Source organism: Paenibacillus sp. AD87 (genome assembly GCF_001659845.1).
GTDB lineage: Bacteria > Bacillota > Bacilli > Paenibacillales > Paenibacillaceae > Paenibacillus > Paenibacillus marchantiae.
On record NZ_LXQN01000007.1, the window covers coordinates 2103611 to 2125621 of the forward strand.

17 protein-coding genes and 1 pseudogene are annotated in these 22011 nt (G+C 43.1%); 10 read left to right on the forward strand and 8 right to left on the reverse strand.

Features of this window, described 5'->3' with window-relative positions; all coding sequences use genetic code 11:
• Window positions 1-295: 295 nt before the first annotated feature.
• Both gpAD87_RS09435 and gpAD87_RS32800 read left to right on the forward strand, forming a co-directional pair.
• Window positions 296-505, forward strand: coding sequence for a hypothetical protein (locus tag gpAD87_RS09435; RefSeq protein ID WP_064637771.1), 210 nt, complete (start codon window positions 296-298; stop codon window positions 503-505).
• A gap of 131 nt (window positions 506-636) precedes the next feature.
• Window positions 637-765 carry a hypothetical protein gene (locus gpAD87_RS32800; protein ID WP_269453501.1) on the forward strand — a complete coding sequence of 43 codons (129 nt, stop codon included), beginning with the start codon at window positions 637-639 and terminating at the stop codon, window positions 763-765.
• A gap of 494 nt (window positions 766-1259) precedes the next feature.
• On the opposite strand, the gene gpAD87_RS09440 is transcribed toward gpAD87_RS32800, so the two are convergent.
• Complete coding sequence (locus gpAD87_RS09440; RefSeq protein WP_064637772.1) at window positions 1260-2132, reverse strand: helix-turn-helix transcriptional regulator; 873 nt, start codon at window positions 2130-2132, stop codon at window positions 1260-1262.
• Between the two features lie 250 nt (window positions 2133-2382).
• On the opposite strand from gpAD87_RS09440, the gene gpAD87_RS09445 reads away from it, so the two are divergent.
• Window positions 2383-8766, forward strand: coding sequence for a rhamnogalacturonan lyase family protein (locus tag gpAD87_RS09445; protein ID WP_064637774.1), 6384 nt, complete (start codon window positions 2383-2385; stop codon window positions 8764-8766).
• 127 nt (window positions 8767-8893) lie between these two features.
• Here the strand turns inward: gpAD87_RS09445 and gpAD87_RS09450 are convergent, their stop codons facing one another.
• The 3 genes from gpAD87_RS09450 to gpAD87_RS09460 are packed head-to-tail and all read right to left on the reverse strand — an operon-like array spanning window position 8894 to window position 12162.
• Window positions 8894-10357: a serine hydrolase domain-containing protein gene (locus gpAD87_RS09450; RefSeq protein WP_064637776.1), complete on the reverse strand. Its 1464-nt coding sequence runs from the start codon at window positions 10355-10357 to the stop codon at window positions 8894-8896.
• A 51-nt stretch (window positions 10358-10408) separates the two neighbouring features.
• The gene (locus gpAD87_RS09455) at window positions 10409-11503 is read right to left on the reverse strand and encodes a HAMP domain-containing sensor histidine kinase (RefSeq protein ID WP_064637777.1); all 1095 of its coding nucleotides are present in this window, start codon (window positions 11501-11503) and stop codon (window positions 10409-10411) included.
• Window positions 11488-12162 carry a response regulator transcription factor gene (locus gpAD87_RS09460; RefSeq protein WP_064640826.1) on the reverse strand — a complete coding sequence of 225 codons (675 nt, stop codon included), beginning with the start codon at window positions 12160-12162 and terminating at the stop codon, window positions 11488-11490. Before gpAD87_RS09460 ends, gpAD87_RS09455 begins: the two co-directional genes overlap by 16 nt.
• A gap of 344 nt (window positions 12163-12506) precedes the next feature.
• Here gpAD87_RS09460 and gpAD87_RS09465 point away from each other — a divergent pair, with 344 nt between their 5' ends.
• From gpAD87_RS09465 to gpAD87_RS09480, 4 genes are all read left to right on the forward strand, one after another.
• Entirely contained in the window at window positions 12507-12806 is a 300-nt protein-coding gene (locus gpAD87_RS09465) for an immunity 53 family protein (RefSeq protein WP_231952490.1), read from the forward strand.
• Between the two features lie 424 nt (window positions 12807-13230).
• Window positions 13231-13704 (forward strand): Imm26 family immunity protein, encoded by a 474-nt coding sequence (locus tag gpAD87_RS09470; protein WP_064637780.1) that lies wholly within the window; start codon window positions 13231-13233, stop codon window positions 13702-13704.
• A 217-nt stretch (window positions 13705-13921) separates the two neighbouring features.
• Window positions 13922-14137, forward strand: a complete 216-nt coding sequence (locus tag gpAD87_RS09475) for a hypothetical protein (RefSeq protein ID WP_064637782.1) — start codon at window positions 13922-13924, stop codon at window positions 14135-14137.
• 79 nt (window positions 14138-14216) lie between these two features.
• Window positions 14217-15233 (forward strand): phosphotransferase enzyme family protein, encoded by a 1017-nt coding sequence (locus tag gpAD87_RS09480; RefSeq protein WP_064637784.1) that lies wholly within the window; start codon window positions 14217-14219, stop codon window positions 15231-15233.
• A gap of 228 nt (window positions 15234-15461) precedes the next feature.
• Here gpAD87_RS09480 and gpAD87_RS32520 read toward each other — a convergent pair whose 3' ends face one another.
• The 3 genes from gpAD87_RS32520 to gpAD87_RS09490 form a co-directional block, all read right to left on the reverse strand.
• Window positions 15462-15638: a hypothetical protein gene (locus gpAD87_RS32520; protein WP_231952491.1), complete on the reverse strand. Its 177-nt coding sequence runs from the start codon at window positions 15636-15638 to the stop codon at window positions 15462-15464.
• 245 nt (window positions 15639-15883) lie between these two features.
• Window positions 15884-16168: a hypothetical protein gene (locus gpAD87_RS32525; RefSeq protein WP_231952492.1), complete on the reverse strand. Its 285-nt coding sequence runs from the start codon at window positions 16166-16168 to the stop codon at window positions 15884-15886.
• Between the two features lie 746 nt (window positions 16169-16914).
• Window positions 16915-17466 carry a TetR/AcrR family transcriptional regulator gene (locus gpAD87_RS09490; protein WP_064637786.1) on the reverse strand — a complete coding sequence of 184 codons (552 nt, stop codon included), beginning with the start codon at window positions 17464-17466 and terminating at the stop codon, window positions 16915-16917.
• 149 nt (window positions 17467-17615) lie between these two features.
• Between gpAD87_RS09490 and gpAD87_RS09495 the strand changes: the two genes are divergently transcribed.
• A complete protein-coding gene (locus gpAD87_RS09495) occupies window positions 17616-18536 on the forward strand; it encodes a ketopantoate reductase family protein (RefSeq protein WP_064637788.1) in 921 nt (306 codons plus the stop codon).
• 317 nt (window positions 18537-18853) lie between these two features.
• Here the strand turns inward: gpAD87_RS09495 and gpAD87_RS09500 are convergent, their stop codons facing one another.
• The gene (locus gpAD87_RS09500) at window positions 18854-19786 is read right to left on the reverse strand and encodes an alpha/beta hydrolase family protein (RefSeq protein ID WP_064637790.1); all 933 of its coding nucleotides are present in this window, start codon (window positions 19784-19786) and stop codon (window positions 18854-18856) included.
• A gap of 383 nt (window positions 19787-20169) precedes the next feature.
• Between gpAD87_RS09500 and gpAD87_RS09505 the strand changes: the two genes are divergently transcribed.
• Together gpAD87_RS09505 and gpAD87_RS09510 are read left to right on the forward strand one after the other, a co-directional pair.
• Window positions 20170-20781: a TetR/AcrR family transcriptional regulator gene (locus gpAD87_RS09505; protein WP_064637792.1), complete on the forward strand. Its 612-nt coding sequence runs from the start codon at window positions 20170-20172 to the stop codon at window positions 20779-20781.
• Between the two features lie 364 nt (window positions 20782-21145).
• A pseudogene (locus tag gpAD87_RS09510) lies at window positions 21146-21892 on the forward strand (MFS transporter); the annotation flags it as partial.
• Window positions 21893-22011 lie beyond the last annotated feature (119 nt).

Genomic DNA, 22011 nt, shown 5'->3' on the forward strand with positions numbered 1-22011 from the left:
AAATCCTCAATAAGCTATCAGGCGGGTACGTTATAGTGAATGAAGCAAAATTATATACTTGACTCTAGTGCATTATAGTGGATATTATTTCCATACATTGATGATTAGGAGAATAGACGATGTTAATTTTAGAATTAAAACAATCTCACCATCACGGAAAACGTTAATCCATTCCTTTAAAAATTTGGGATGGGTTAACGCTATTTGCGCTTACCATCCTACGATATGCAACGCGCAGGACTTAGGTCTAGCGCGTTTTTTAATTTTTTGTTACAAAAGAAATGGAGGAGTAAAAATGGCAATCATGACAGATTCAAGAGGTAATATTTTTTTTGAATTTATTAATATCGAGTATGATAAGGTCACAACAATTACACTGTATGCTCCACTAACACATGCTCTAATCGTGGCGAGGTACCAAGGAAAGTATCTCTTCATGCATAATAAGTGGAGAAAGAATTGGGAACTGCCGGGAGGTATTATTGAAGCTGGAGAGAATGTTTAACAATGTGTAATTAGAGAATTATTTGAGGAACAAATCAAAATATTGATACGGTTGAATTCAAAGGTTTAATGAAGTTTAGACTTCAGTCAAGTTTTCATGGACCTGAACGGACAGAGTATGGAGCTCTGTTTGTGGGTGAACTGTACCAACTTGATGATTTTGTTGAAAACGATGAAGCTTCTTCAATTATCCTTTGGGATGGTACATCAGAGATTGGTGATATCGCTGAAATAGATAGGAAGTTAATTGAATTCGTGTGATATGAACAGATTGAGGGCTCAATTCGAAATGTATTATGGAAAGGACTATCCCAAAAAGATGGCCTTAAACTTACCGTTACATGCAGAGCGGAGAACCAATCGGAATCTCAATGGAATTGCCAGCATCATGATGAATGTAATAAAGAAGTAATTTATTTCATGATTTCTTTTACATCTAAGCAAATCTCAATGTTGGTTATGAGCAACCCAGATAAAGAGAACATACAGCTGCAAAAGTCGGTTGATAAATATGTGTAAAAATTGAATCTCTAATGTCGAGGTACAAGAACATTGTTCCATTAAAAGTCGCTATTTTGCGGCTTTTTTATATTATCGGTACAACTGAAAATCGCATATCTAAATCCAATGATAAGGATATTTCCCAATTTATTATAGATGAATACCTAAAATTCCTTTCTTTATGCCTACTTCTGAACGAAGCCGAAGATTAAACGTTTGAAGAGCTTGAAAGACTCCTAACAAATCGAGTCTGGCTATTCATAATAAATGGCCTCATAAGGAAACTCTAACTTATTCATACGATATTCTTTGGGCGACATGGACATATATTGCCGAAAAACTTTGCCGAAATAGCTGGGACTCTCAAAGCCGCATTGTTGGCCAATTTGGGAAATCGGAAGTTCCGTCGTGCGGAGTAGTCTAATTGCAACCTCAATCCGTCTGTCTTTGAGATATGCTAGCGGTGATGTTTTCTCGGATTTCTGAAATAACCTGCACAAGTAGTGTTTATTGATATCGCAATGGCTGGCCAGCAGATCGAGCGTCAATGGAGATGCATAATTCTCTCGGATGAATTTTTTACATTTCTCAATCGTTGTTATTGAAAGGGCACCGATATCCTTCTCCGCATCCCGACTCGTCTGCACTAGGATAAGCAACCACCGATAGATTTGCATGGACAAGCGATACTTGTCCGTAATTTTCTCTTGATGAATCAAATGGATAATTTGCCATAACTCTTGAATCAAGGGAGAGTCCGCGTTTCGTCGAATGACATGTCCCTCATTATCATGAATCATATCCCAAATTCGGTTGGCTTCATCCCCACGAATGTTTATCCATATAAATTCCCATGGTTCGTTGTTCTCTTGCTTATAGTAATAGCAATGTTCTCCGGAGATTTTAACAAGTAGTGCATGTCCCTTTGGTAAAGGAATCGTTTGATTTTCAATATCCAGATAGCCCTGACCATTTAGCGTGTATTGAAAAACAACGTGCCCCGGGTCAGGTCTATTATCACTTGGACAGCGATATTCCTCGCTGGAGACGGTCTGCCATCCAATAGAGTCCAGTGTCATGATTGATGTATCGTCATTACGAAAAGCATAAGAGACCGTATGAACCATACTTTCATCTCCTGCCTAAAAAAGTCAATTATATTATATAATACGTCACATTTTTTAGATTGTCTGTCTTTTTTTAGACCTGTAAGATAAATGTAAGCGGTAACAGAAGAAGGGGGTGACTGTAGTTTGTGACCATTTGACAACCAGAAGGGCAGATCGAACTTGAGATTTCATGGGGCTGCCTTAATGACAAAAAGATATCTTTCCCCAGATTCTAAAATGAATTTTTAGATAAGGAGGAGTTAATCCGATGAACCGAAGAACTTTTTCCACCCAGAAATCAATGTTTGTATCTTTATTAGCACTCCTTATGGTTATTTCACTGGCTATCCCCCCGGCGCCGGTGCGTGCAGGGTCATCAGCAAGTCTGCCGGGTCGCCAGGCAGAATATCTTAACCGGGGTCTGGTTGCGGTTCTTGTAGACAACGGCGTTTTTTTAAGCTGGAGGTATTTAAACAATGATCCTGATGAGATCGCTTTCAATATATATAAAAACGGAACTAAAGTAAACGCATCGCCCATAAGCGATGTGACGAACTATCTGGACACAACTGGCTTCGACAGCTCCCAATATCAGATCTCCACCATCGTTGCGGGCAAGGAGCAAATGCTGCCAGAGGTTGTATCGGTCTGGCATAATGATTATTTGCCTATTCCCCTGGATAAACCGGCTGACGGCCGGACCAAAGACGGTGGAACTTATTCGTATTATGCAGGTGACGCTTCCGTTGCGGACTTGGACGGCGACGGCGAATATGAAATCGTCTTCCTATGGAGTCCGAGCAATTCCAAGGACAATTCGCAGGCAGGTTATACCGGCAATGTCTATATCGATGCCATCAAACTGGACGGCACGAAGTTGTGGAGGATTGACCTGGGCGTTAACATTCGTGCCGGAGCGCACTACACGCAATTAATGGTGTATGACCTGGATGGAAATGGAAAGGCCGAAGTTGTTGTCAAGACGTCGGACGGCACGAAAGACGGCCAAGGCACGGTCATTGGCGAAGGTACGAAAGATTACCGAAACGAGAGCGGATACATACTGTCAGGGCCGGAATATCTGACGTTGTTTGACGGTGAGACTGGCGCGGCCGTATCCACCGTGAATTATGATCCGCCAAGAGGCAATGTCAGCGATTGGGGCGACGGCTATGGCAACCGTGTAGACCGCTTCCTTGGCGCCATCGCTTATCTGGACGGCACGAAGCCAAGTGTCGTGATGAGCCGGGGTTATTATACCCGCACTGTGCTTGTTGCTTATGATTATGTTGGTGGGGAACTCGTCAAGCGCTGGACGTTCGACACAAACGAAGCAGGATCACAATATCAATCACAGGGCAATCATAATCTAAGTGTGCTGGATGTTGACAATGACGGCAAGGACGAAATCATGTTTGGCGCTCTAGCCATAGACGAAGACGGCAGCTTGATGTACAGCACCGGACTCGGCCACGGCGACGCTATGCACGCCGGCCAGCTCGATCCAAACCGTGAGGGCTATCAGGTCGTAAGCGTGCATGAGCATTCGGATGCTGCATACGGACTGGAGATGCGCGATGCGGCAACAGGTGAAATTCTCTGGGGGGAGAAAACAGGTTTTGACACCGGTCGCGGGATGTCGGCGGATATTGATCCGAACTATCCGGGATACGAATCATGGGCTACAACCATTACCAATGGGCAGAGCGTTTCCGTAACTAATACCTATTCGGCTGCCGGAGAGGCTATCTACACGGTGGAGGAAGGGCCCAAAACCGCCAATTTCGCCATTTGGTGGGACGGAGATCTTCAGCGGGAGCTGTTTGACCATGAATGGGATAACAGTACAGCCAAAGGTATCCCGCTCATTTATAAATGGGATTACGAAAACAAAAAGCTGAATGAAATCTTCCGGGCGACCGGTACGTTAACGAATAACCATACCAAAGGGAATCCGGCTCTTCAGGCGGACATTCTGGGAGATTGGCGAGAGGAAATTCTGCTGCGGAGCGAAGATAGCTCGGAGTATCGTCTCTACACGACGACCATTCTTTCAGATTATCGCATCCCTACGCTGATGCAGGACCCTGTATATCGACTTGGCGTAGCCTGGCAAAATGTAGCCTACAATCAGCCGCCTCATACCGGCTTTTATATTGGAGCGGAAGCTACAGCATTCCCTAAAGCCGATCTGGCATTAACACGCGAAGCAGAAATGCCGGAGCCGGTTTACCGCTTTGATTTTGGTACAGAGACAGCGTCAGGAAATACGGCTATACAGGACACGTTATACACACAAGAGACGGGATACGGCTTCAAGGATACAAGCGGTGTTACCGTAGGAGTAAACGAGGTTTCGGTTGCGACAGGTACGACATTTGCTGTTGACCTGCCAAATGCCAATTATAAGGTGACGCTACGGTTGGGCAATGATGCGCATGACTCGAACGCTGGAGTCAAATCCGAATTTGTCCAGAAGCTTGCCGTAACGAATGTGACAGCTGGAGCACCGTTGGAGTATTCCTATGATGTTGCATTGGTGGATGGACAGCTCGATTTCTTATTCACCGGTACAGCCATAGACATTCAGGACATCCTCATCGAGAAATATCCGAAGAAAACGGCCGGTGCGGCAACAACGATCTATATGGCTGGTGATTCAACCATGCAATCTTACAGTGAAATGCAGGCTCCTCAAGAAGGATGGGGTCAGCAGTTCGGACGTTATTTCTCCAATTGGGCAGTCGTCGTGAACGATGCAATCGGCGGCCGAAGCAGCAAATCCTTTATGGTAGACGGCCGTCTGGATACGATCCTGCAGCGAATCAAACCGGGGGACTTCTTCTTCATTTCCTTTGGTCATAACGACGCCAGTGTAGGGATACCGGATCGGTATGCATCACCGGAGGACTATAAGAGTTACTTGGCTCGTTATGTAAACGGTGCCAAACAGCGCGGCGCTACACCGGTATTGCTTACTCCGGTTGGACGCAGAGATTTCAATACGGTGACTCAGGAATTCAACATCAGCTTCCCGGCATACGTGCAGGCTGCCAAAGAAGTGGCGGAGGAGCTTGACGTGCCGCTAGTTGATCTCAGTAAGTTGAGTATTGCGTACTACGATAAAATTGGTAATACAGCTACGGAGAAAGTATTCCTTTATGCTAATCCGGGTGAATATCCAAAATACCCGAATGGGATCAATGATAATACCCATTTCAGCAGCTATGGTGCGCAGAAAATTGCCGGACTCGTTGCTGGTGCGGTCAAAGACATGGAGCTGAGCATTTCATCGCTGGTCATCGACCCGGATATTTCCGAACCCGAACCAGAGCCGGAAATCCAGCTATATGAGGAGAATTTTGAAGGCGATGCTGCCGACTACCAGTATGCGATGGTTAATGCCACTGGTATTGCAGGAACCATGACGGGTACGGTGGTTGAACAGTCTGGTAATAAGGTACTGTCCGTCACGGGGTCAGGATCGGGCAATCGGGCCAAGGTATTCCGTCTGTTCGATGCCGTAAACGGCGATCAGGTGAAAGTGAACTTTGACTGGCAATCCGGTAATGTGAGTGCCTATCCGTCAGAAGGTCATCTCACGGTCCAGGATTCCAACGAAAATGCCCTGTTCACGCTGTTTACCAAAACCGGAAGCACCAAAATTCATTATTATGTCGGTGCATATAATCCGGACTACGGCACAGGAGATACAGCTATACCCGAAGGGGGAACGGCTACTGAGATTTCCAAGAACCAGTGGGTCACTGTGGATGCAACCGTTAATTTTGCGAAGAAAACGCTAGATCTGACATTAACAAATCTGGCGAATCCGACAGTTACACAAACGATTAAAGATATCCCGCTGAGTTCTGGCGTATACGCTGACAACGTCAGAGCGATTCGATTCCTGGGCACGAGAAAAGGTGGTGGAGGCACGTTGAACTGGACTACCCAGATTGACAACGTGCGGATTGAAGGCACGAAGCTTCCTTCAGAGGGCGGCGATCAGACGGCCTTAATCGCTCTGTACGATGAGATCAAAGCACTTGATCTGTCGAATTATACAGAAGCATCGAAAGCCGTGGTGAATCGGGCTTTGGTAACTGCGGAAGCGATATTCAATACGGAAGCCACCCAAGCTCAAGTTGACCATGCGTTTAACATGTTAACTGTTGCAAAGGATTCATTGACAAGTGAACCGAGCGAAGAAATAAACGAATACAAATTTGATTTTGGTTCCGGCGGCGCTGCCGAAGGATACATCAAGGTAGATGCCAAAAGAGCGTACATCGAAGGCAATGGGTACGGCTTTGCCGATACTGCGCTGACCAAAGATGAAAACCGGGAGACCGGGGATGCGCTCAAAGAGGATTTCACACGGGTAAACGGCACCTCCTTCCTGGTGGAGATGGAGCCAGCCAATTACCGGGTAACGATGACCATCGGGGATGCGGAGGAATCAACCAGCGCAAATGTTGTTGTAGAGCAGATGACAAAGCTGCCGCTCACAACCATTGCCAAGGGCGAATTCAAAGAAATTACGTACGACATTGCCCTGATTGATGGAATCTTTAACTTCAACTTCACTGGAAATGCACCAAAGATCAATGCGCTGAAGCTGGAGCGTCTGCCAGATCACAGTGCAAGCGATAAACCTGTTATTTATTTGGCCAGCGATTCCACTGTGGCCAATTACGCGGAGAACTATCGTCCGCAAGCGGGCTGGGGCGAAACGTTGGGTCGATATTTTGATCCAAATGAAGTCAGTATTGATAACCGGGCAGTTGGAGGTTTGAGCAGCAAGACCTTCCTGGTCGGCGGATATCTTAACGATATTTTGCTCGACATTCACGAAGGTGATTATCTGTTCATGCAGTGGTCTCATAACGATTCCACGCCGTCCCGACCGGAGCGTTATCTTACGCCCGAGCAGTTTAAGGTATATTTGAAAGAATACATTAACGGTGCTCTGCAAAGAGGGGCGATCCCGGTTCTGGTTACGCCAGTGAATCGTCGTGATTTTACCGGAGAGGTGCTGAACAAAAGCTTCCCGGAATACGTACAGGCGATGAAAGAAACGGCGCAGGAAACAGAAACACTCATCATCGATCTGAACCAGGCCAGTTGGGAGCATTTCCAGGAGCTTGGCACAGAAGGAACCAAATCGATATTCATGTGGGTAGGCACTACGGAAGACAATACACATTTGCAAATGAACGGTGCAATCAAGGTGTCTCAACTCGTGGCAGGCCTTGTAAAAGATTTGAATATACCGTTATCTGATTTTGTAACGCTGGAAGGGGAGTCACCGGAGCAGGAAGCCCCGCATACTACGGCAACTGTGGAAGGAGAATCGCAGAACGACTGGTATACTTCTCCAGTACAAGTAACCTTCACAGCAAGCGATGAAGATTCCGAAATTGAAGGGACTTATTATCAAATCAATGGTGGCGAAACGGTGAGTGGCACACAGTTGACCCTAACTGAAGAAGGTACACATACCATCACCTACTGGAGCGTCGATGTTGACGGTAACAAAGAGAGCGAACAAACTTTGTCCATTTCCATTGATCTCATACCTCCAACCATTGAAATTCATGGTCAAACCGAATACACCATTGATCAGCACGTGGAAATTGGCTATACAGCTTCCGATACGGTATCCGGTTTGGTAGAACCGGAGGGTGTGATCCTGGACACTCCGGCGTATACACTCGAACCCGGCCTGAACCAGGTTACGGCAACCGTCTCCGATTTGGCAGGCTGGGAACAGACGGTAGAATATCGTTTTGGGGTTATTGCTACATTCGACAGCCTGATCAATCTGACCAACTCCTTTGCTGATGAATCGATAGATCCAAATGCCGGCGTTCTTGCTGATCAGCTTGCGAACAAGTTACAGCAGGCCAAACAGGCAGCAAACGATCGTGAAGGAGCAAAAGCGCGTCAACTGCTTGCATCCTACGGTAATGACGTTCAAGCAGCTAGAGAAACCGTATTTACGGATGAGCAAGCAAGTGTGCTAATGAAGTGGGAGGAATGGCTCCATCAGACGACACCACTAGCAAACGGGGCTCCTGGCACTCCGGTGTTATCTGACAATAATGGTTACGACACGGGGCTCAAAGACGGTGACTATACGGTCACGATGAATCTGTGGTGGGGAAATAACGGCAATCAGTTTAAGCTGTATGAGAATGGTGAATTGATTAAGGAAATTTCTCTGGTCGATCAATCCCCATCCGCCCAATCTGTTCAAGTTGATATTACTGGAAAGAAAAACGGCACCTATATCTATACTGGAGAATTGATCAATGCACTGGGTACAACCATGAGTGTTCCGCTTACAGTCGTCGTCATGGACGCTTCCCCGGGGCAAGCCGTTCTGTCGAACGACAACTGGGACGGTGACGGCAACTTTAATGTCACCATGAATCTGTGGTGGGGAACAAACGCAACCGAATACGAACTTTACGAAAATGGTGTGTTGGTTGACACACAATCTCTGCAATCTCATTCACCTGGTACACAGTCTGCGGTTACCGCAATCTCCGGAAGGGTACCTGGAATCTATGAGTACGAAGCTGTACTTCGTAATTCTTCAGGGGAAACCAGATCATACAAATTAAATGTGACGGTACGAGAGTAAGTCGAAATGTTTGAGGCATCTCCAAAAACGTTAAGTGATTAGAATCGAAGTAAGGTAAGTATATAAAAGTGCTACTCCTCATTATTTTGAGAAGTAGCACTTTTGTTTATTTTGAGAAATTGAATGGCTATGCATAGCCGTTCTTTTTGTTCTCAACATAGATGTAATAATAGAAAGCCAAATGCACGAAATTGACTAGCGACCATACAACAAGCCATATGATTGGAGATGACAGGGTAGTCCAGATGCCGAACCAAGGCAGCACACGTCCTCCTCCGATAAACGTCACCAGAGGGGAAAGGGAAAAGAGAATTAGAATCGGGATCAGCCTTCCGAAAGTTATTAGAATCAATTTGCTGATCGTTAGGTGTTTGTTCCTCCGACGGATGCGTAAATAAGCATATACGCCCCATATAAAGGTAGCCAGGATCAGCGCAATCATGATTGTTTCCATATTTCTGCCGTTCAGAAAAGAGATTGTGGGCTTCTCACCCCTCATTATATTCGCGATTCCATCGATAAAATCCGAGTAATTCACAAAAGCGTTTAATCCGGAATTAAACATCACCGTGATACCCATCTGATCGTCCAGATAAACCATTTCTTCCGACTTGTACGTCCAGAAAATGCCACTATGGGAGATCGTTTGGCCGCCGGACTCGTCCTGGTCAGCAAGCCACCCCATGCCGTATGGACCGATGGCTCCAGCTGTATGATATTGTTTCATCAACGCAGGGGAAAGCAAGCTGACGTGATATTGGGCAAGCATCCATAGGGACATGTCTTCCGCAGTTGAAACAATGCCGGCGGGGCCATCAATGAACCAAAGCGGTTCCGATTGACCTATGGAACGTCCCAAACTCAAGTAATGTCCTAGCGGAATTGTTTTATTTTCATAAATTTGCTGCGTCGTGGTGACGCTAAAGGTATGGTTCATTCCTAACGGTTCGAAAATATGTTTTTTCAGGTAATCCGAAAAGTATTCACCGCTGACGCTCTCCACGAGGTTCGCCAGCAATACGTAATTGGGATTATGATAGCTGTATGCTGTTCCTGGGTTATGGGCAAGTTGAACCTTGTTTAATAATCGGTTCGTCTCATTCAGCGATTGGAATTGCGGATTTCTCGTCATATCGGGATTTACTTTGTCATTGAGACCACTGGTCTGATTCAATAAATGACGGATCGTGATGTCATGAACACGGGGATCCTGAGGAGAAAGCTCGGGGAAATAGGAAGCGTAAGTCGCATCCAGATCAATCATGCCTTTGTCCGCCAGCTGCAGAACGGCCAAGGCGGTAAAGGACTTACTTAACGAAGCAATAGGAAAAGGGGTGTCTCCCGTAACGTTTTGACCATCCGCGAATGTCCCGTAGCCTTTTGCGTAGTAGACCTCATCATTATTGGCAATGGCGAGTGAAGCAGCCTTAATGTGATTGGCCTTCATGCTCCGATTCATATATTCGTCGATCTCCTGCAAGACTTCTGTCCTGTCTCTGGCTACATTGGCGGATACGAGGTTTCCACACATGGTAGATAACAACAATAAGCAGCTAATTGTGATATACATTCTATTTCTCAGTTTTAACATGATAACACTCCTTGAATTCAAGATAAGGAAATGCTATCAAATAATTTTCAACTATTTATCAACTTGGGTCCCAATGCTTACCGTCACGCTTCCGCCGCCGTGAGATCCGTTTGCGACCTGGAGACTTCCTTCATGTTTTTCGCAAAACACCTTGCAAATGTAAAGACCCAACCCGCGATGTTCGGACGAATCCCACACTTCGCCACGGTAAAAAGGGAGTACAGCCTTAACCAGGGCTTCGTCCGAGAAACCAGGACCGTCGTCTGAAACGGTAATTTTCATCGTGCCTTCCTGAAGGTCATAACGAACGTTCACTTGACTGGATGCGTATCTCACCCCATTGGCGACCACATTTTCGAAAATCTGCATGACAAGATAGGGATCCACATGTATTGAAGCATTATCATATTTCAAAGAAGAGACGAAGCGTATACCGAACTGCCTTGCTATTTGTTCGCCGCTGTTGTCCAGTAAAGTCGTCAATGAGATCGTATCCATCGACTTGAAGTTCAACAGGATATCCTCCAGTTTCTGAATCGAGTTCATGGCCTCGGCATAGCTCTCCAGACGCAAGATGTGAAGGTTCATGGTATGGATCAGGTCCAACACCTTTTCTTCCGATAACTTCTTCTCAGGCAGATAGGTGGCGAGAAACTCAGCGTTCCCTTTTAATACCGACAGGGGGGTTCTCAGATCATGGGCAAAAATCGCATTGAGCTGCTTCCGCTCCTCAACCGAACGCCAGAGCGTCTTGACGTTTTTCTCCAACTGTGAGCGCATGTTTTCAAATACCGCGATTAACTCGCCCATCTCGTCCCGGCTGTCATAGGATATTCTGAAGCTTAGATCGTTGGCCGAAATGCTTTCGGATGCTTGCTTTAATAGCTCCAGCGGACGTTTTAGTTTCCATCTGTAAAATAGAACTGCCATGGTGACAATTCCTGTGGCCACGGTTAGCAGCACAGCCGCGACGAGAGAGGGCAGCACCCAATCCGTTTCTCCAAAACGCTGCCGCAGGTTCTCTGCCCAGGAGAACTCCATGGTTATGACGACCAGCACAGTAATGAGCGTGATCACGCACAACAGGATAAAAGATTGCAATAAGGTAAATCGCTTTAGCAGCAGCCTATTTATGAGTTTAGCCATTTGTATCCGACTCCCCAAACTGTTTCGATTCGGTTATCGCAGCTGTATTCCTTTAATTTGGAGCGAATACGCCGGATATGCTCCGCGATCACGCTGCTGTCGCCTAGACTGTCCATGCCCCAAATAGTTTCGTACATGCGTTCTTTTTCGAACACCATGCCGGGATGCGTGGACAGCAATTCGATAATGTCGAACTCTTTTTTGGCCAGAGGAATTCGCTTCTCCCGGTAGTAGAGTCCCCGGGCTGTAAAGTCAATAACCAAGTCTTCGCTAAACCTTACCGAGGATTTGCTTTGGGTTCGCTGTTCCCTGCGCATATGCGCTTCGACCCTGGCTCCCAGTTCGCGAATGCTGAAAGGTTTCAGGATATAGTCATCGCCTCCGGCCCGAAATCCGGCTATTTTATCTGTGTCTTCGATTCGAGCCGTTAAAAATAAGATCGGGCAAGATACAAAGTCTCGAATTTTCTCGCATAATTGAAGGCCGTTCTGCTCAGGCATGTTGATATCTAGCAAAACGAGATCGGGTTGTTGTTCCACCTTCCGCAGCGCCTCCCGGCTGTCCTTGGCCGTTATGACGGAATATCCATTTATTTCAAAGTAATCGGTCAGCAACTTTCGAAGATCTGCTTCATCGTCCACGATCAGTATTTTAGGCATTAATGCTCCGTCTCCCATATCTAAATGTTTGCATTCAGCATAGCAAAAATCTTCAAGCAATGTAATCTCCATTGAAATCGGATTTTTCACCTGGAAATCAATAAGTATTCTAGGAATAAGATATTGAAAATTTTTTTATTTGGTAAATGTTCCAAGCATATGGTATAACTCTTCTTTCTATAAAAAAGAAATACAATAGATTTGATAAGGTACAACGTCTTGATGGAAAAGAAAAAGGTCCCATCAATAAATAACAAAATAGAATCTGCCAATACCCCATGTTAACGGTGAATCTTAACAGGGGGGAGTTAGGCCAGCTATGAAATTTCAAAGAAGAGGTATAGATGATGAATACATTAACATGGCTTCAGAACTGGTATTATGAAAACTGTAATGGGGATTGGGAACATTCATATGGTGTGAAAATTGATACAGTAGATAATCCCGGTTGGTCTGTTGAAATCAACTTGACAGATACTTATTTAGAAAAAGTACCGTTTGAGTCAATTGAAGAAGAGAGAAATGATCAAGATTGGTTTTACTGTATTGTGAGGGATGGAGTATTTCATGGTGCAGGAGGAGCAATGAATCTAGAAGAGATACTAATTTACTTTGAAAATTGGGCTTCAAGCATAGAAAGATGATAAAAATGGTAATGTTAAAAAATACATATTGATCATATTATGGAAATCTAAAGAAACACCCTAAATGTCCCACATGCACATGATTGGAAGCTTCATAGAAGTCTATGGAGATAGTGAAGGGAGACTCAAGATGTATAGTTACGATGAATTCACTGAAGACTTAAATCGTGGACAATAAATAGAATTTGTCTTGAATGATACTCATTTCTTAATCAGTTATAATGAAAGTGGTTGGTACTGTATTAAAGAAAATGAAGAATCGCAAATTAAGTATGAATCCGTTGAACAACTATTAAATGAATTTAAGATTAATGATAAAACATTAAAAAGTTTATGGGGAAATATCATTGTGAGTGACATATTTTGACTAACATCGTCAACAACGTTATCTGTTAAAAAGCCGTTATAGTATGGGAGGTCAGTAATGGTAGGAAAGAAAAGGGTTAAAGTGAAGTTAGGAGATGTCTTCGCGATAAGACTTGATCAGACTCGTTATTGTTATGGACAAGTTGTTTCTGAAGGAAGGATATCAGATTGTATGATTGTATATGATTTGATATCAACGGAACACCCAAAGGTCAGTGAAATCACGTCAAAACCAATCATTTTCTTAATACAGACTGTAAATTCTAGGGTTGAAGATGGTATCTGGAATGTGATTGGAAATGGGCCGATATCAAGCATGACATTTCCGTTGTACAAAGTGGAAACTGAAGATGGACATATGTTAGTAGATCATAAGGGTGATGTTGTAAATGAAGACCCCAGTACTTCAGAGATTGAAAATGTCCCCGAGTTGGAGTCCTGGTCACCTGTTAGTCTAGAAAAAGCAGTCAATGCTAGGTTTGTAACGGGAGAATGGGACCCATATTATAATGAGTTAATTTACAAATATTAGTTTATGTTTAATTTAACATTGATGCTGTTTGATCAGTACTTAATGGTTAATGAGGTACGAAATGGAGGCGGAGGCAAGGGTTCACAGAAACTAGTATTTATACATTCGATATTATAGAATCTTAAATAGAGGGAATTATTCCAAATATGGGTTTTAATATTCTTGGGTGGAAGATACAATGCTTTGAATTACTATGAATAAGAGGTGGAAAACAGCTATGAAAAATAGAAACATAACAGGTATTGTAGTCGCCATAATTTATTGTGTTGTTCTTTATGTTTTTTTAACTGATGCCCCCCCTGGTGAAGCTCCAAATAATCCGTTTTGGGTTTATTTAATGATTCCAATTGGATCTATTGTAATTACGTCTCTTTTTGATTATGTGATCAAGTTCGATTTCTTCAGAAAAAAGAAGAGTAGTAGAAAAAAGTAAAGAATAAATGGTGCCGCGGGACCTTCGATTGAAAAAATTATGCAACTACTTAAATTATGAATGAAAGAAGGTATAGAAGATGATACGAGAAATTAAAGAGCAGTTCACTGAAGAGATCCTTGCCGAAGCAATAAAGCGATATGACATTAATAATGACACCGTTCGTTTATTGGGCGGTTATGAAAGCTTTGTTTATGAATACCAGAAAAACAATGAATCTTTCATATTAAAAATCTCACATACAATTAGAAGATCAAAAAATAACATACGGGGTGAAATTGAATTTTTAAATTTTTTGGCGAATAAAGGACTGGCGGTTTCAAATGCTGTTCCATCGACCAGGGGTAATATGGTTGAAGAAATTGCTACAGAAAATGGTTCGTTCCTAGCCATCTCATACGAAATGTCTCTTGGAAAAGAAGTGTCGGATGAAGATTGGAATGAATCGCTTTACGAAAAATGGGGCGAATTTCTGGGGGGAATCCATCATGCCACTAAGAGTTATGAATGTAGTAATCAGGCGTTTAAACGACAATCCTGGGACCAAGAAGTTCAATTAAAAGCGGAGAAATACCTGCGACCTGATGATGTAATGATTTCAATTCTAAAAGAAAGATTAACGAAACTTACTTCTCTACCCAAGTCCAGAGATACATACGGTTTGACTCATACTGATTTTCATCAAAGTAATTTTTATCTGCATAACGGAGACATTTATTTGTTCGATTTTGATGATTGTGGTTATACGTATTTCGTAAACGATATTGGGATTACATTGTATTATGCACTTTCTTATCCGTTTAAGGAATTTGAAAATAAAACGGAATATTATAAATTGTTTTTCCGCCATTTTATGAAAGGATATCTGAAGGAAAATACAATCCAAGAAGAAGAAATAGTATATTTACAAGATTCTATTAAACTTCGTCATGCATTGCTGTATGTTTATTTTCATCAAGCAAACGATGTGTCAAATTTGAATGAAGAATCAATGAACTGGTTAAAGGAGCTTCAACGAGTAGCCGCTTCTGATGAACCTATGCTGCCGATTGATTTTGTTCAAGAATTTAAAAGCATTTATAATGGTATTCATTAGCCTGGGAGCCTCGCATTTTACTAACGTAGGGGCTGACTCAACACAGCTGGCTCATAGGGGCCAGCTGTGTTTTTAAACTTATATTTTTTTCGATTAAAAATGGTGCTACTTAGTGTATGATACAAGCATTTTCTTACTTACTAAAATATCGAGACTCACGGCAAAAGAATAAACAAATGTCAAATTGGAGGAGGGCCAGTCGACTAACGCTGCATCAGAGGCGCAAAATCAATAGTCCGGTGCGGCGTACTTCGTTACGTCCGGCTCGAATACCACTCCATTGGACAAGTCCAGCTCCACATGGGTGGTTCCGCGAACATTAGTCAGCACGAGTATGCGCGAGCCAACGACGGGGAACGCGGTCGGCGCTGGTGCGCATGTGCGCTGAGACGATAATAGGAGCATCGTTGACGATATAGCTTACCTCCACCGTGAACATCGGGAAATTGAAGAGCCAGCGGTTAGTGAAGTTCACGGGAGTCAATGTCCTGCGAATGACGAACCCTCCAAGCGGAGGCGCTGGATGTTCGCCTGACGTCGCGCGGCGTGGGCGATTAAGCCGGGTAACTGAAGGAGCACGATAGCCGCCATAAGGGCGAAGCCAGCTCCGACGATGGCGCCGAGCTCTGGCGGGATCGTCGGCGACGTCGCTATGGCCGCGCCGGATTGCTTGTCAGCGTCCAGAGCAGGAGGACTCCCGCCTCTGTAACCACCCCTCCTGCGATCGCTAGTGTCGCGAAAAGGCCGGCCACCCTGGTCTGTCCGAACTGCTCGACCGCTCGCGAGTACACTCCACCGGTTGCACCGATCGCGACGAGCAGCAGCACTACGGCGACGATCACCATGACCGGATGACCGAGGAAAATGCTGATCGCCGTTGTCGGCGCCAGGCCGAGCAGTGCTCCGAACGGCACGGAGCCTGTCAGTGCCCACAATGCAGCAGCTGTGAGCAGCCACGGTAGTATCGGAGCCGCACGTCCTACGCGATATCCTGGCCGGAGCATAGTCATTCTTCCGTTCCTGTCCATGGTGGAGAACAACGGTATCGTCTCAATATGTTTTTGCTGCCCGTGCTTCTGTTGACCCTCCGCAGCATCCCTCATTGGCATGGCCCTACCGAGGAAGATACTTTAATCGTATATATTTTATAAGGGAAAGATGAATAGTTGTGAGCGCTATCACAATCTAGGTGCCGTACTAAAAATTTCAAATTTCTATTAACTTTATATTTAGCCATACACACCTTCACCTCCAAAATTCTTGTCTATATTTTATCACCTATACGTTGTTTACTGTAGATACCCAATTCAAAACAAGGAGCAGACCAATAGTGGTATCTGACTGATAGAAGGTCAATGTGATGGATTAAAAGAATATCTCGAAGAAGCCTTCCTAGAAAATTGGACAAAATCTACATCAACCTATCGAAGAGCGATAGTTGTATAAGCGAGATAAAATCAGGGCCATCCGGCGATGGATGGCCTTTAACTTGCCGTCACAGACAGCGAGGAGAACCGTAGCACAAATAGAGGCAATTTCTCTGAAGAAAAATTTGCAGAAGTCTGTATATGCAGAATGCGGACCCTTAAGAGTAGATTAGGTCAGGAATATATTGTGTAAACAACTTATGCGCGATTTTTTTATTTTTATACAACATATGGATTTGGTTTGAATGACAGACTCATTCTTTAGAATAGGGCGTAATCCCTCTTGAATATAGGTTCTCCATTAACTTGAAAAATTCTTCTGACGATAAATCCTTTTGACGCTGGATCCAAAGACGAAATAAAGAAAGGGAAGTTGTCAGATAAAACTCAATGAAGTATGGCGTAAAGGAAGGGTTTTGCGGAACATTTAATTCCAATTGATCCAAAGTGATTTCTTTTTTTAAACGTTTTAAAAAACGTGCACTTCCATAATCACCCAAAAGGGCATTAAGAACCAGAAGGTGTTCTTTATTATCCAGACAATAGAGCGTATCTTGAACTGTATGCATCGATAGCTCTTTATTCGCCATTTCTTTTTTCATTTCATTGAATAAGTCATTTTCAACAGAGTCTAACAATTCGTAAATGTCAGTAAAGTATTGATAAAAGGTGCTGCGGTTATATCCTGACTTATTCGCAATTTCCTGAACTGAAATTTTCTCAATCGGCTTTTGGCTATATAACTCACAAAAAACTTCTACAAACTGTTGTCTTGTTTTCTCCGTTATTTGGGGTTGCTTTTTCATGTTTTCCTCCTACTAGCGAATAAGAATATCATCCGACAAATAATAAAAAACTGATGGTTGATCAAGGAATAATAAAGATTTACAATCACATCATACAACATGTTGTCGGATAATCAAAAAGTAAATGTTAATAAGTAGGGGTGGCTTAAATGTCAGTAAAACAAGATAGAATTTTAATTTTTGGTGCAGGTGTCATCGGGAGCATGTATGCCATTAAGCTTATTGAAGCAGGGTTTGACGTTACCCTGTTTGCACATTCTAATAGATTTAAATCATTAAGAGAAAATGGCCTGCAATATAAAGAAAAAGATAGAGTTAGATCGATACAAGTGAATGTCATTGATACGCTCGAAAATGACGATATATACGATTTTATTTTCGTTACCGTTCGTTATAATCGGTCCGAATCAGCGTTGTTAGCGCTAAAAGATAATCAAAGCAAAAATATAGTTACGATGACTAGTAATTCAATTGGATTTTCTTCGTGGCTGGATATCGTAGGGGATAGACTTTTACCCGCTTTTCCAGGCTTCGGCGGACAGATTAAAGATGGAGTATTGCATGCTCGATTTCTACCAAAGATTATAGCGGCAACTGCATTTGGAGAAATTAATGGTGTAGTGACAGAACGCATAGAAAACCTCGCAAAATTATTTAAAACAGCAAAACTTCCTTACGTTATTAAAAAGGATATGCAAGCGTATCTAATTACACATTCCGTATCAGACATTGCCATGTTAAGCTTTTTGCATTCTGAGAATAAGATCATTGACAAAAAAACAGCCAGAATCAGAAAGACGGCACGCAAAATAACAGTCACTTTAAAAGCGCATCTAAGGGCAATACAAAAAGCTGGCGTTTCAATTGACCCACCAATGCTTAGAATGGTGCTTAAATTTCCAAACTTATTTTTGGATCTTTTCTTTATGACATGGCTACGAACTAAAATGGTTAAGGATATGATGTTGCCGGATTATGCGAATAATGCTAACAATGAGATTGTGCAGCTAAGTAATGATTTAATGAAATTTTTAAGTCAAAATGATATCAAATCGGTAATCCTTGACTAAACTAACGGGAAACGATAATTGAACAACAACAGCGGCAGTCTAAGACTTTATTTATCAAGTCTTGTTCTGTCGCTGCTTTATTTATTGGAACCATTCTAAAACTTTATTTTCACAGTCTTGGAGGCAATCAATATAACGCTTATGCGACGCCAACTCGATCATATATAGAGCAATTTTTGACCACATCTAGGATACAGACCGAAATGATTTCATCCCTCTCTCGCTGTATACTATCCTTTAGGGTATAGACGTAAAGCAGATACGCTCCATTACCAGTAAGAGGTGGCTAAAGGAGTGTATCTAGCTCTTGTTAAAGTTTACTTGAATTCAATTCGACCGATTGGATTTGGATCTTCTGACAAAGCCTTTTGAACTGCCGACCAGCTGTCATGTTCAATATCGAGCGCATGACAAAGATAAGCCCATGAGACCAGCTGAATTAAGGCGACATGTTCTGGATTTTCATCTGTTGTTTCCGTAACTTCATAACCTAGAATTCCGCCAAGTGAGTGTTCTGCACCGAATAGGGTGAGCAGGCTCTCGGACCCTGGGCTTAAGAAGTAGGGGTCGGACATCCATTCCGGGCCGCGGACGGTCAACTGATACTTTTGCGGGGTGTAGTCCTGATCCCCGACGATCACAAGTGTGGGTGTGGTCATGTGCGTGAAGCTCACGTTCAAGTGCGGCATATTCTCGGCCGCGAACGTCGTCAGGCTGTCGCCACCTTGTCCAGCGGTGGCAAACAGCACGCCCGCTTTGATGCGCGAGTCAGACAGGTCCACGTCCTTCTTAGTTTCTGGGTCGAGGACTCGCAATCCCAAGAGATTGCCCGCCGTTTGGCCACCGAAGGAATGTCCAGCTGCTGCTATTCGGCTTCGATCCGCGCGTCCACTGAGACCTGGTACGGCAGATTCAATAAGGTCTAAATTATCTAGGATTCGCTTCATGTCCTCGACTCGGTAACGCCAAATCCGTGGTTTACGAGGATCGTCATGAGTAAGGCCAACCGTTCTCGAATCGAGGAACGTAGGTTGAATAACCACGAAACCGTGAGCAGCCCAGAAGTCCGTCAAAGGGCTATAGCCGTCAAGCGAAGATCCATTACCGTGTGCGAAAAGAATAATTGGCAAATTGCCTCCAGTTGTTGGGGCGGATATTTTCACTAACAAATCCTCACCGCGACCTGGGGCTTCTAGTGCGATCGACTTCACAGAGACGATGGTAGAGGGAGCGTTCATATTGATTTTCATACTGAATATTCCTTCCTTTCTCTTAAAACAATATTTATGATTTCGCCTTTGTTCTGTTATAACAGAACTTAAGTGGAACGTTGTTCCTATTATATACGGAACGATGTTCCACTTGCAAGGTGTTTATTAAACTCCCCTGTATATTGCAATAGACAGCTCCTGAAAGAGATGATGGACAATGAGCCTTTAACACCCAAAGTATTATTAGATTACATTGAATTATGTAATGATGGGATTCTACAGGCCCTGTTTCAATGTCCAATTTGAATATAGAATACTCTTTAGTTTGAAGCTATGATTATGTCTTGTTAATATGAAGAATAGGACAGTAGCTAAATTCCATTGACGTACTATAGAATTAACTTATGGGGGATATAACTTATATGAACGATAAAACGGAAGATCGCAGTGAAGGATTGGAGCCTCGTCAGCAGACAGTTCGAAGCGTGCGTGCCGATGCACAACGCAACATTAATGCCTTGCTCCAATCAGCAATGACAGTGTTCGCAACCTCGGGGGTAGACGCTCCAGTTCGTGAGATTGCGGATAAGGCTGGCGTAGGGGTTGGAACTGTTTACCGTCATTTTCCACAACGGTCAGACTTAATTGAAGCTGTTTTTCGTCAGGAGATCGATGCTTGTGCAGATGCTGCGGTAGACTTAGCTGATAAATATAAACCTGTTGAGGCACTAGAGCGATGGCTGTTGCGTTACTTGGAGTTCATAGCAACTAAACGCGGACTCGCTGCAGCTCTACATTCTAGCGATCCGGCATACGAAACCTTACCTATTTGCTTTGTAGAGGAATTAAGTCCAGCTCTGAAGACTTTGATTGAAACAGCAACAGCTGCAGATGAAGTACGTGCCAAGATTACACCAGATGAATTGTTGTGGGCGGTAGCAAGCCTAAGTACGGCAGTAGACAACGATGATATAGAGCATGCAAAAAATATTGTTTCTCTTCTTGTAGATGGGTTGCGTTACCGTGCTCAATGAAGGGGATATCGAAAGCTTCGGTATGTAGTAAAATGAAAATTACACATGGTACCAGCTCCATTACCTAAGCACTTAGGGGGATGTTATAAAATCAATATGTCGAGAGACATGAGCATGGCCCTGTAAAGCCGCTATTTTAGCGGCTTTTTTATTATAAGGAACCAAGTTCTTTTCCAAAGTTGAGCATCCTTCCCGATTAGATAATTATCTAAAAATTTTACGCTTATTTCTAACGAGGAGAAGTCAATAATATTTAAAAATGCTCTGGCCAACATACAGTTGAAATTTCGATAAGGTAAGGTTGTGCAGCGTGTCATGCGTGAGGGGATAATTAATTTGTTAAGTCCATCAAACGCTTTGGGAGGCACAAACGGTACTTCGTGTACCAATTGCAAGTTTTCTTGCTAGTACAGTTTCTTTTCAAGTATCAATGTCATTTTTTGCCTTAGTAAATGCTATTGTATTTATCGCTATATTGGTATTTTTCCCTTCCATGCCTGTTAAAGAAAGACAATCCTACGGAGCTCAATTATCGGTGTTAAAAAAACCAATGATTTGGCTTTCTATTGTTGCTGTTATTTCACTAAATTCAGCGGTATTTGGAGTGTATAGTTATCTTGCTGAGTATCTTAGAACCGTTACAAATATCTCTGGCAAATCAATTAGTTTTATGTTAGTCGTATTCGGAGGGGCAAATATTATAGGAAATATTGTAGCAGGGAAGTTGCTTACGAAGAATGCCATCAAGTCTGTAGTATCCTTTCCTTTTGCACTGGGGATTGTTTACATCATATTATTCTTATTAGGTCAATTTACTGTACCTATGGCTATTATTACTTTTGTTTGGGGAGTACTGGCCGGTATAGGATCTAATATTAATCAATTTTGGATTTCATCTGCAGCTCCTGAAGCACCTGATTTCGCTAATGGATTATTTTTATCATCCGTTAACTTAGGAACAACAATTGGTACAGCTGTAGGTGGACTAGTTATTTCAGGATTAGGTATACAATACGTTGTATTAGTGGGCGTATTATCGTTGGTATTAAGTATGTCATTTATTATGTTAAGAAAAAACATGTATACTTCTCCAAAGCAACTTTCTAAATAAGTGGTTATTCATTCATTAATGAAAAACTCATTGTAAAAATGTATGATAATCCGACAAGCCAAGATTTTTTTATTATTCCAGCAAAGATAGGCCAAACTTTTAATCAATACAGCGAAGAA

What these genes read in the sequence shown, in the direction of transcription:
- gpAD87_RS09435 (WP_064637771.1), top strand. Translation starts at nt 296, where the DNA reads ATGGCAATCATGACAGATTCAAGAGGTAATATTTTTTTTGAATTTATT.
- gpAD87_RS09440 (WP_064637772.1), bottom strand. Translation starts at nt 2,132, where the DNA reads ATGGTTCATACGGTCTCTTATGCTTTTCGTAATGACGATACATCAATC.
- gpAD87_RS09445 (WP_064637774.1), top strand. Translation starts at nt 2,383, where the DNA reads ATGAACCGAAGAACTTTTTCCACCCAGAAATCAATGTTTGTATCTTTA.
- gpAD87_RS09450 (WP_064637776.1), bottom strand. Translation starts at nt 10,357, where the DNA reads ATGTTAAAACTGAGAAATAGAATGTATATCACAATTAGCTGCTTATTG.
- gpAD87_RS09455 (WP_064637777.1), bottom strand. Translation starts at nt 11,503, where the DNA reads ATGGCTAAACTCATAAATAGGCTGCTGCTAAAGCGATTTACCTTATTG.
- gpAD87_RS09460 (WP_064640826.1), bottom strand. Translation starts at nt 12,162, where the DNA reads ATGCCTAAAATACTGATCGTGGACGATGAAGCAGATCTTCGAAAGTTG.
- gpAD87_RS09465 (WP_231952490.1), top strand. Translation starts at nt 12,507, where the DNA reads ATGATGAATACATTAACATGGCTTCAGAACTGGTATTATGAAAACTGT.
- gpAD87_RS09470 (WP_064637780.1), top strand. Translation starts at nt 13,231, where the DNA reads ATGGTAGGAAAGAAAAGGGTTAAAGTGAAGTTAGGAGATGTCTTCGCG.
- gpAD87_RS09475 (WP_064637782.1), top strand. Translation starts at nt 13,922, where the DNA reads ATGAAAAATAGAAACATAACAGGTATTGTAGTCGCCATAATTTATTGT.
- gpAD87_RS09480 (WP_064637784.1), top strand. Translation starts at nt 14,217, where the DNA reads ATGATACGAGAAATTAAAGAGCAGTTCACTGAAGAGATCCTTGCCGAA.
- gpAD87_RS32520 (WP_231952491.1), bottom strand. Translation starts at nt 15,638, where the DNA reads ATGCTCCTATTATCGTCTCAGCGCACATGCGCACCAGCGCCGACCGCG.
- gpAD87_RS09490 (WP_064637786.1), bottom strand. Translation starts at nt 17,466, where the DNA reads ATGAAAAAGCAACCCCAAATAACGGAGAAAACAAGACAACAGTTTGTA.
- gpAD87_RS09495 (WP_064637788.1), top strand. Translation starts at nt 17,616, where the DNA reads ATGTCAGTAAAACAAGATAGAATTTTAATTTTTGGTGCAGGTGTCATC.
- gpAD87_RS09500 (WP_064637790.1), bottom strand. Translation starts at nt 19,786, where the DNA reads ATGAAAATCAATATGAACGCTCCCTCTACCATCGTCTCTGTGAAGTCG.
- gpAD87_RS09505 (WP_064637792.1), top strand. Translation starts at nt 20,170, where the DNA reads ATGAACGATAAAACGGAAGATCGCAGTGAAGGATTGGAGCCTCGTCAG.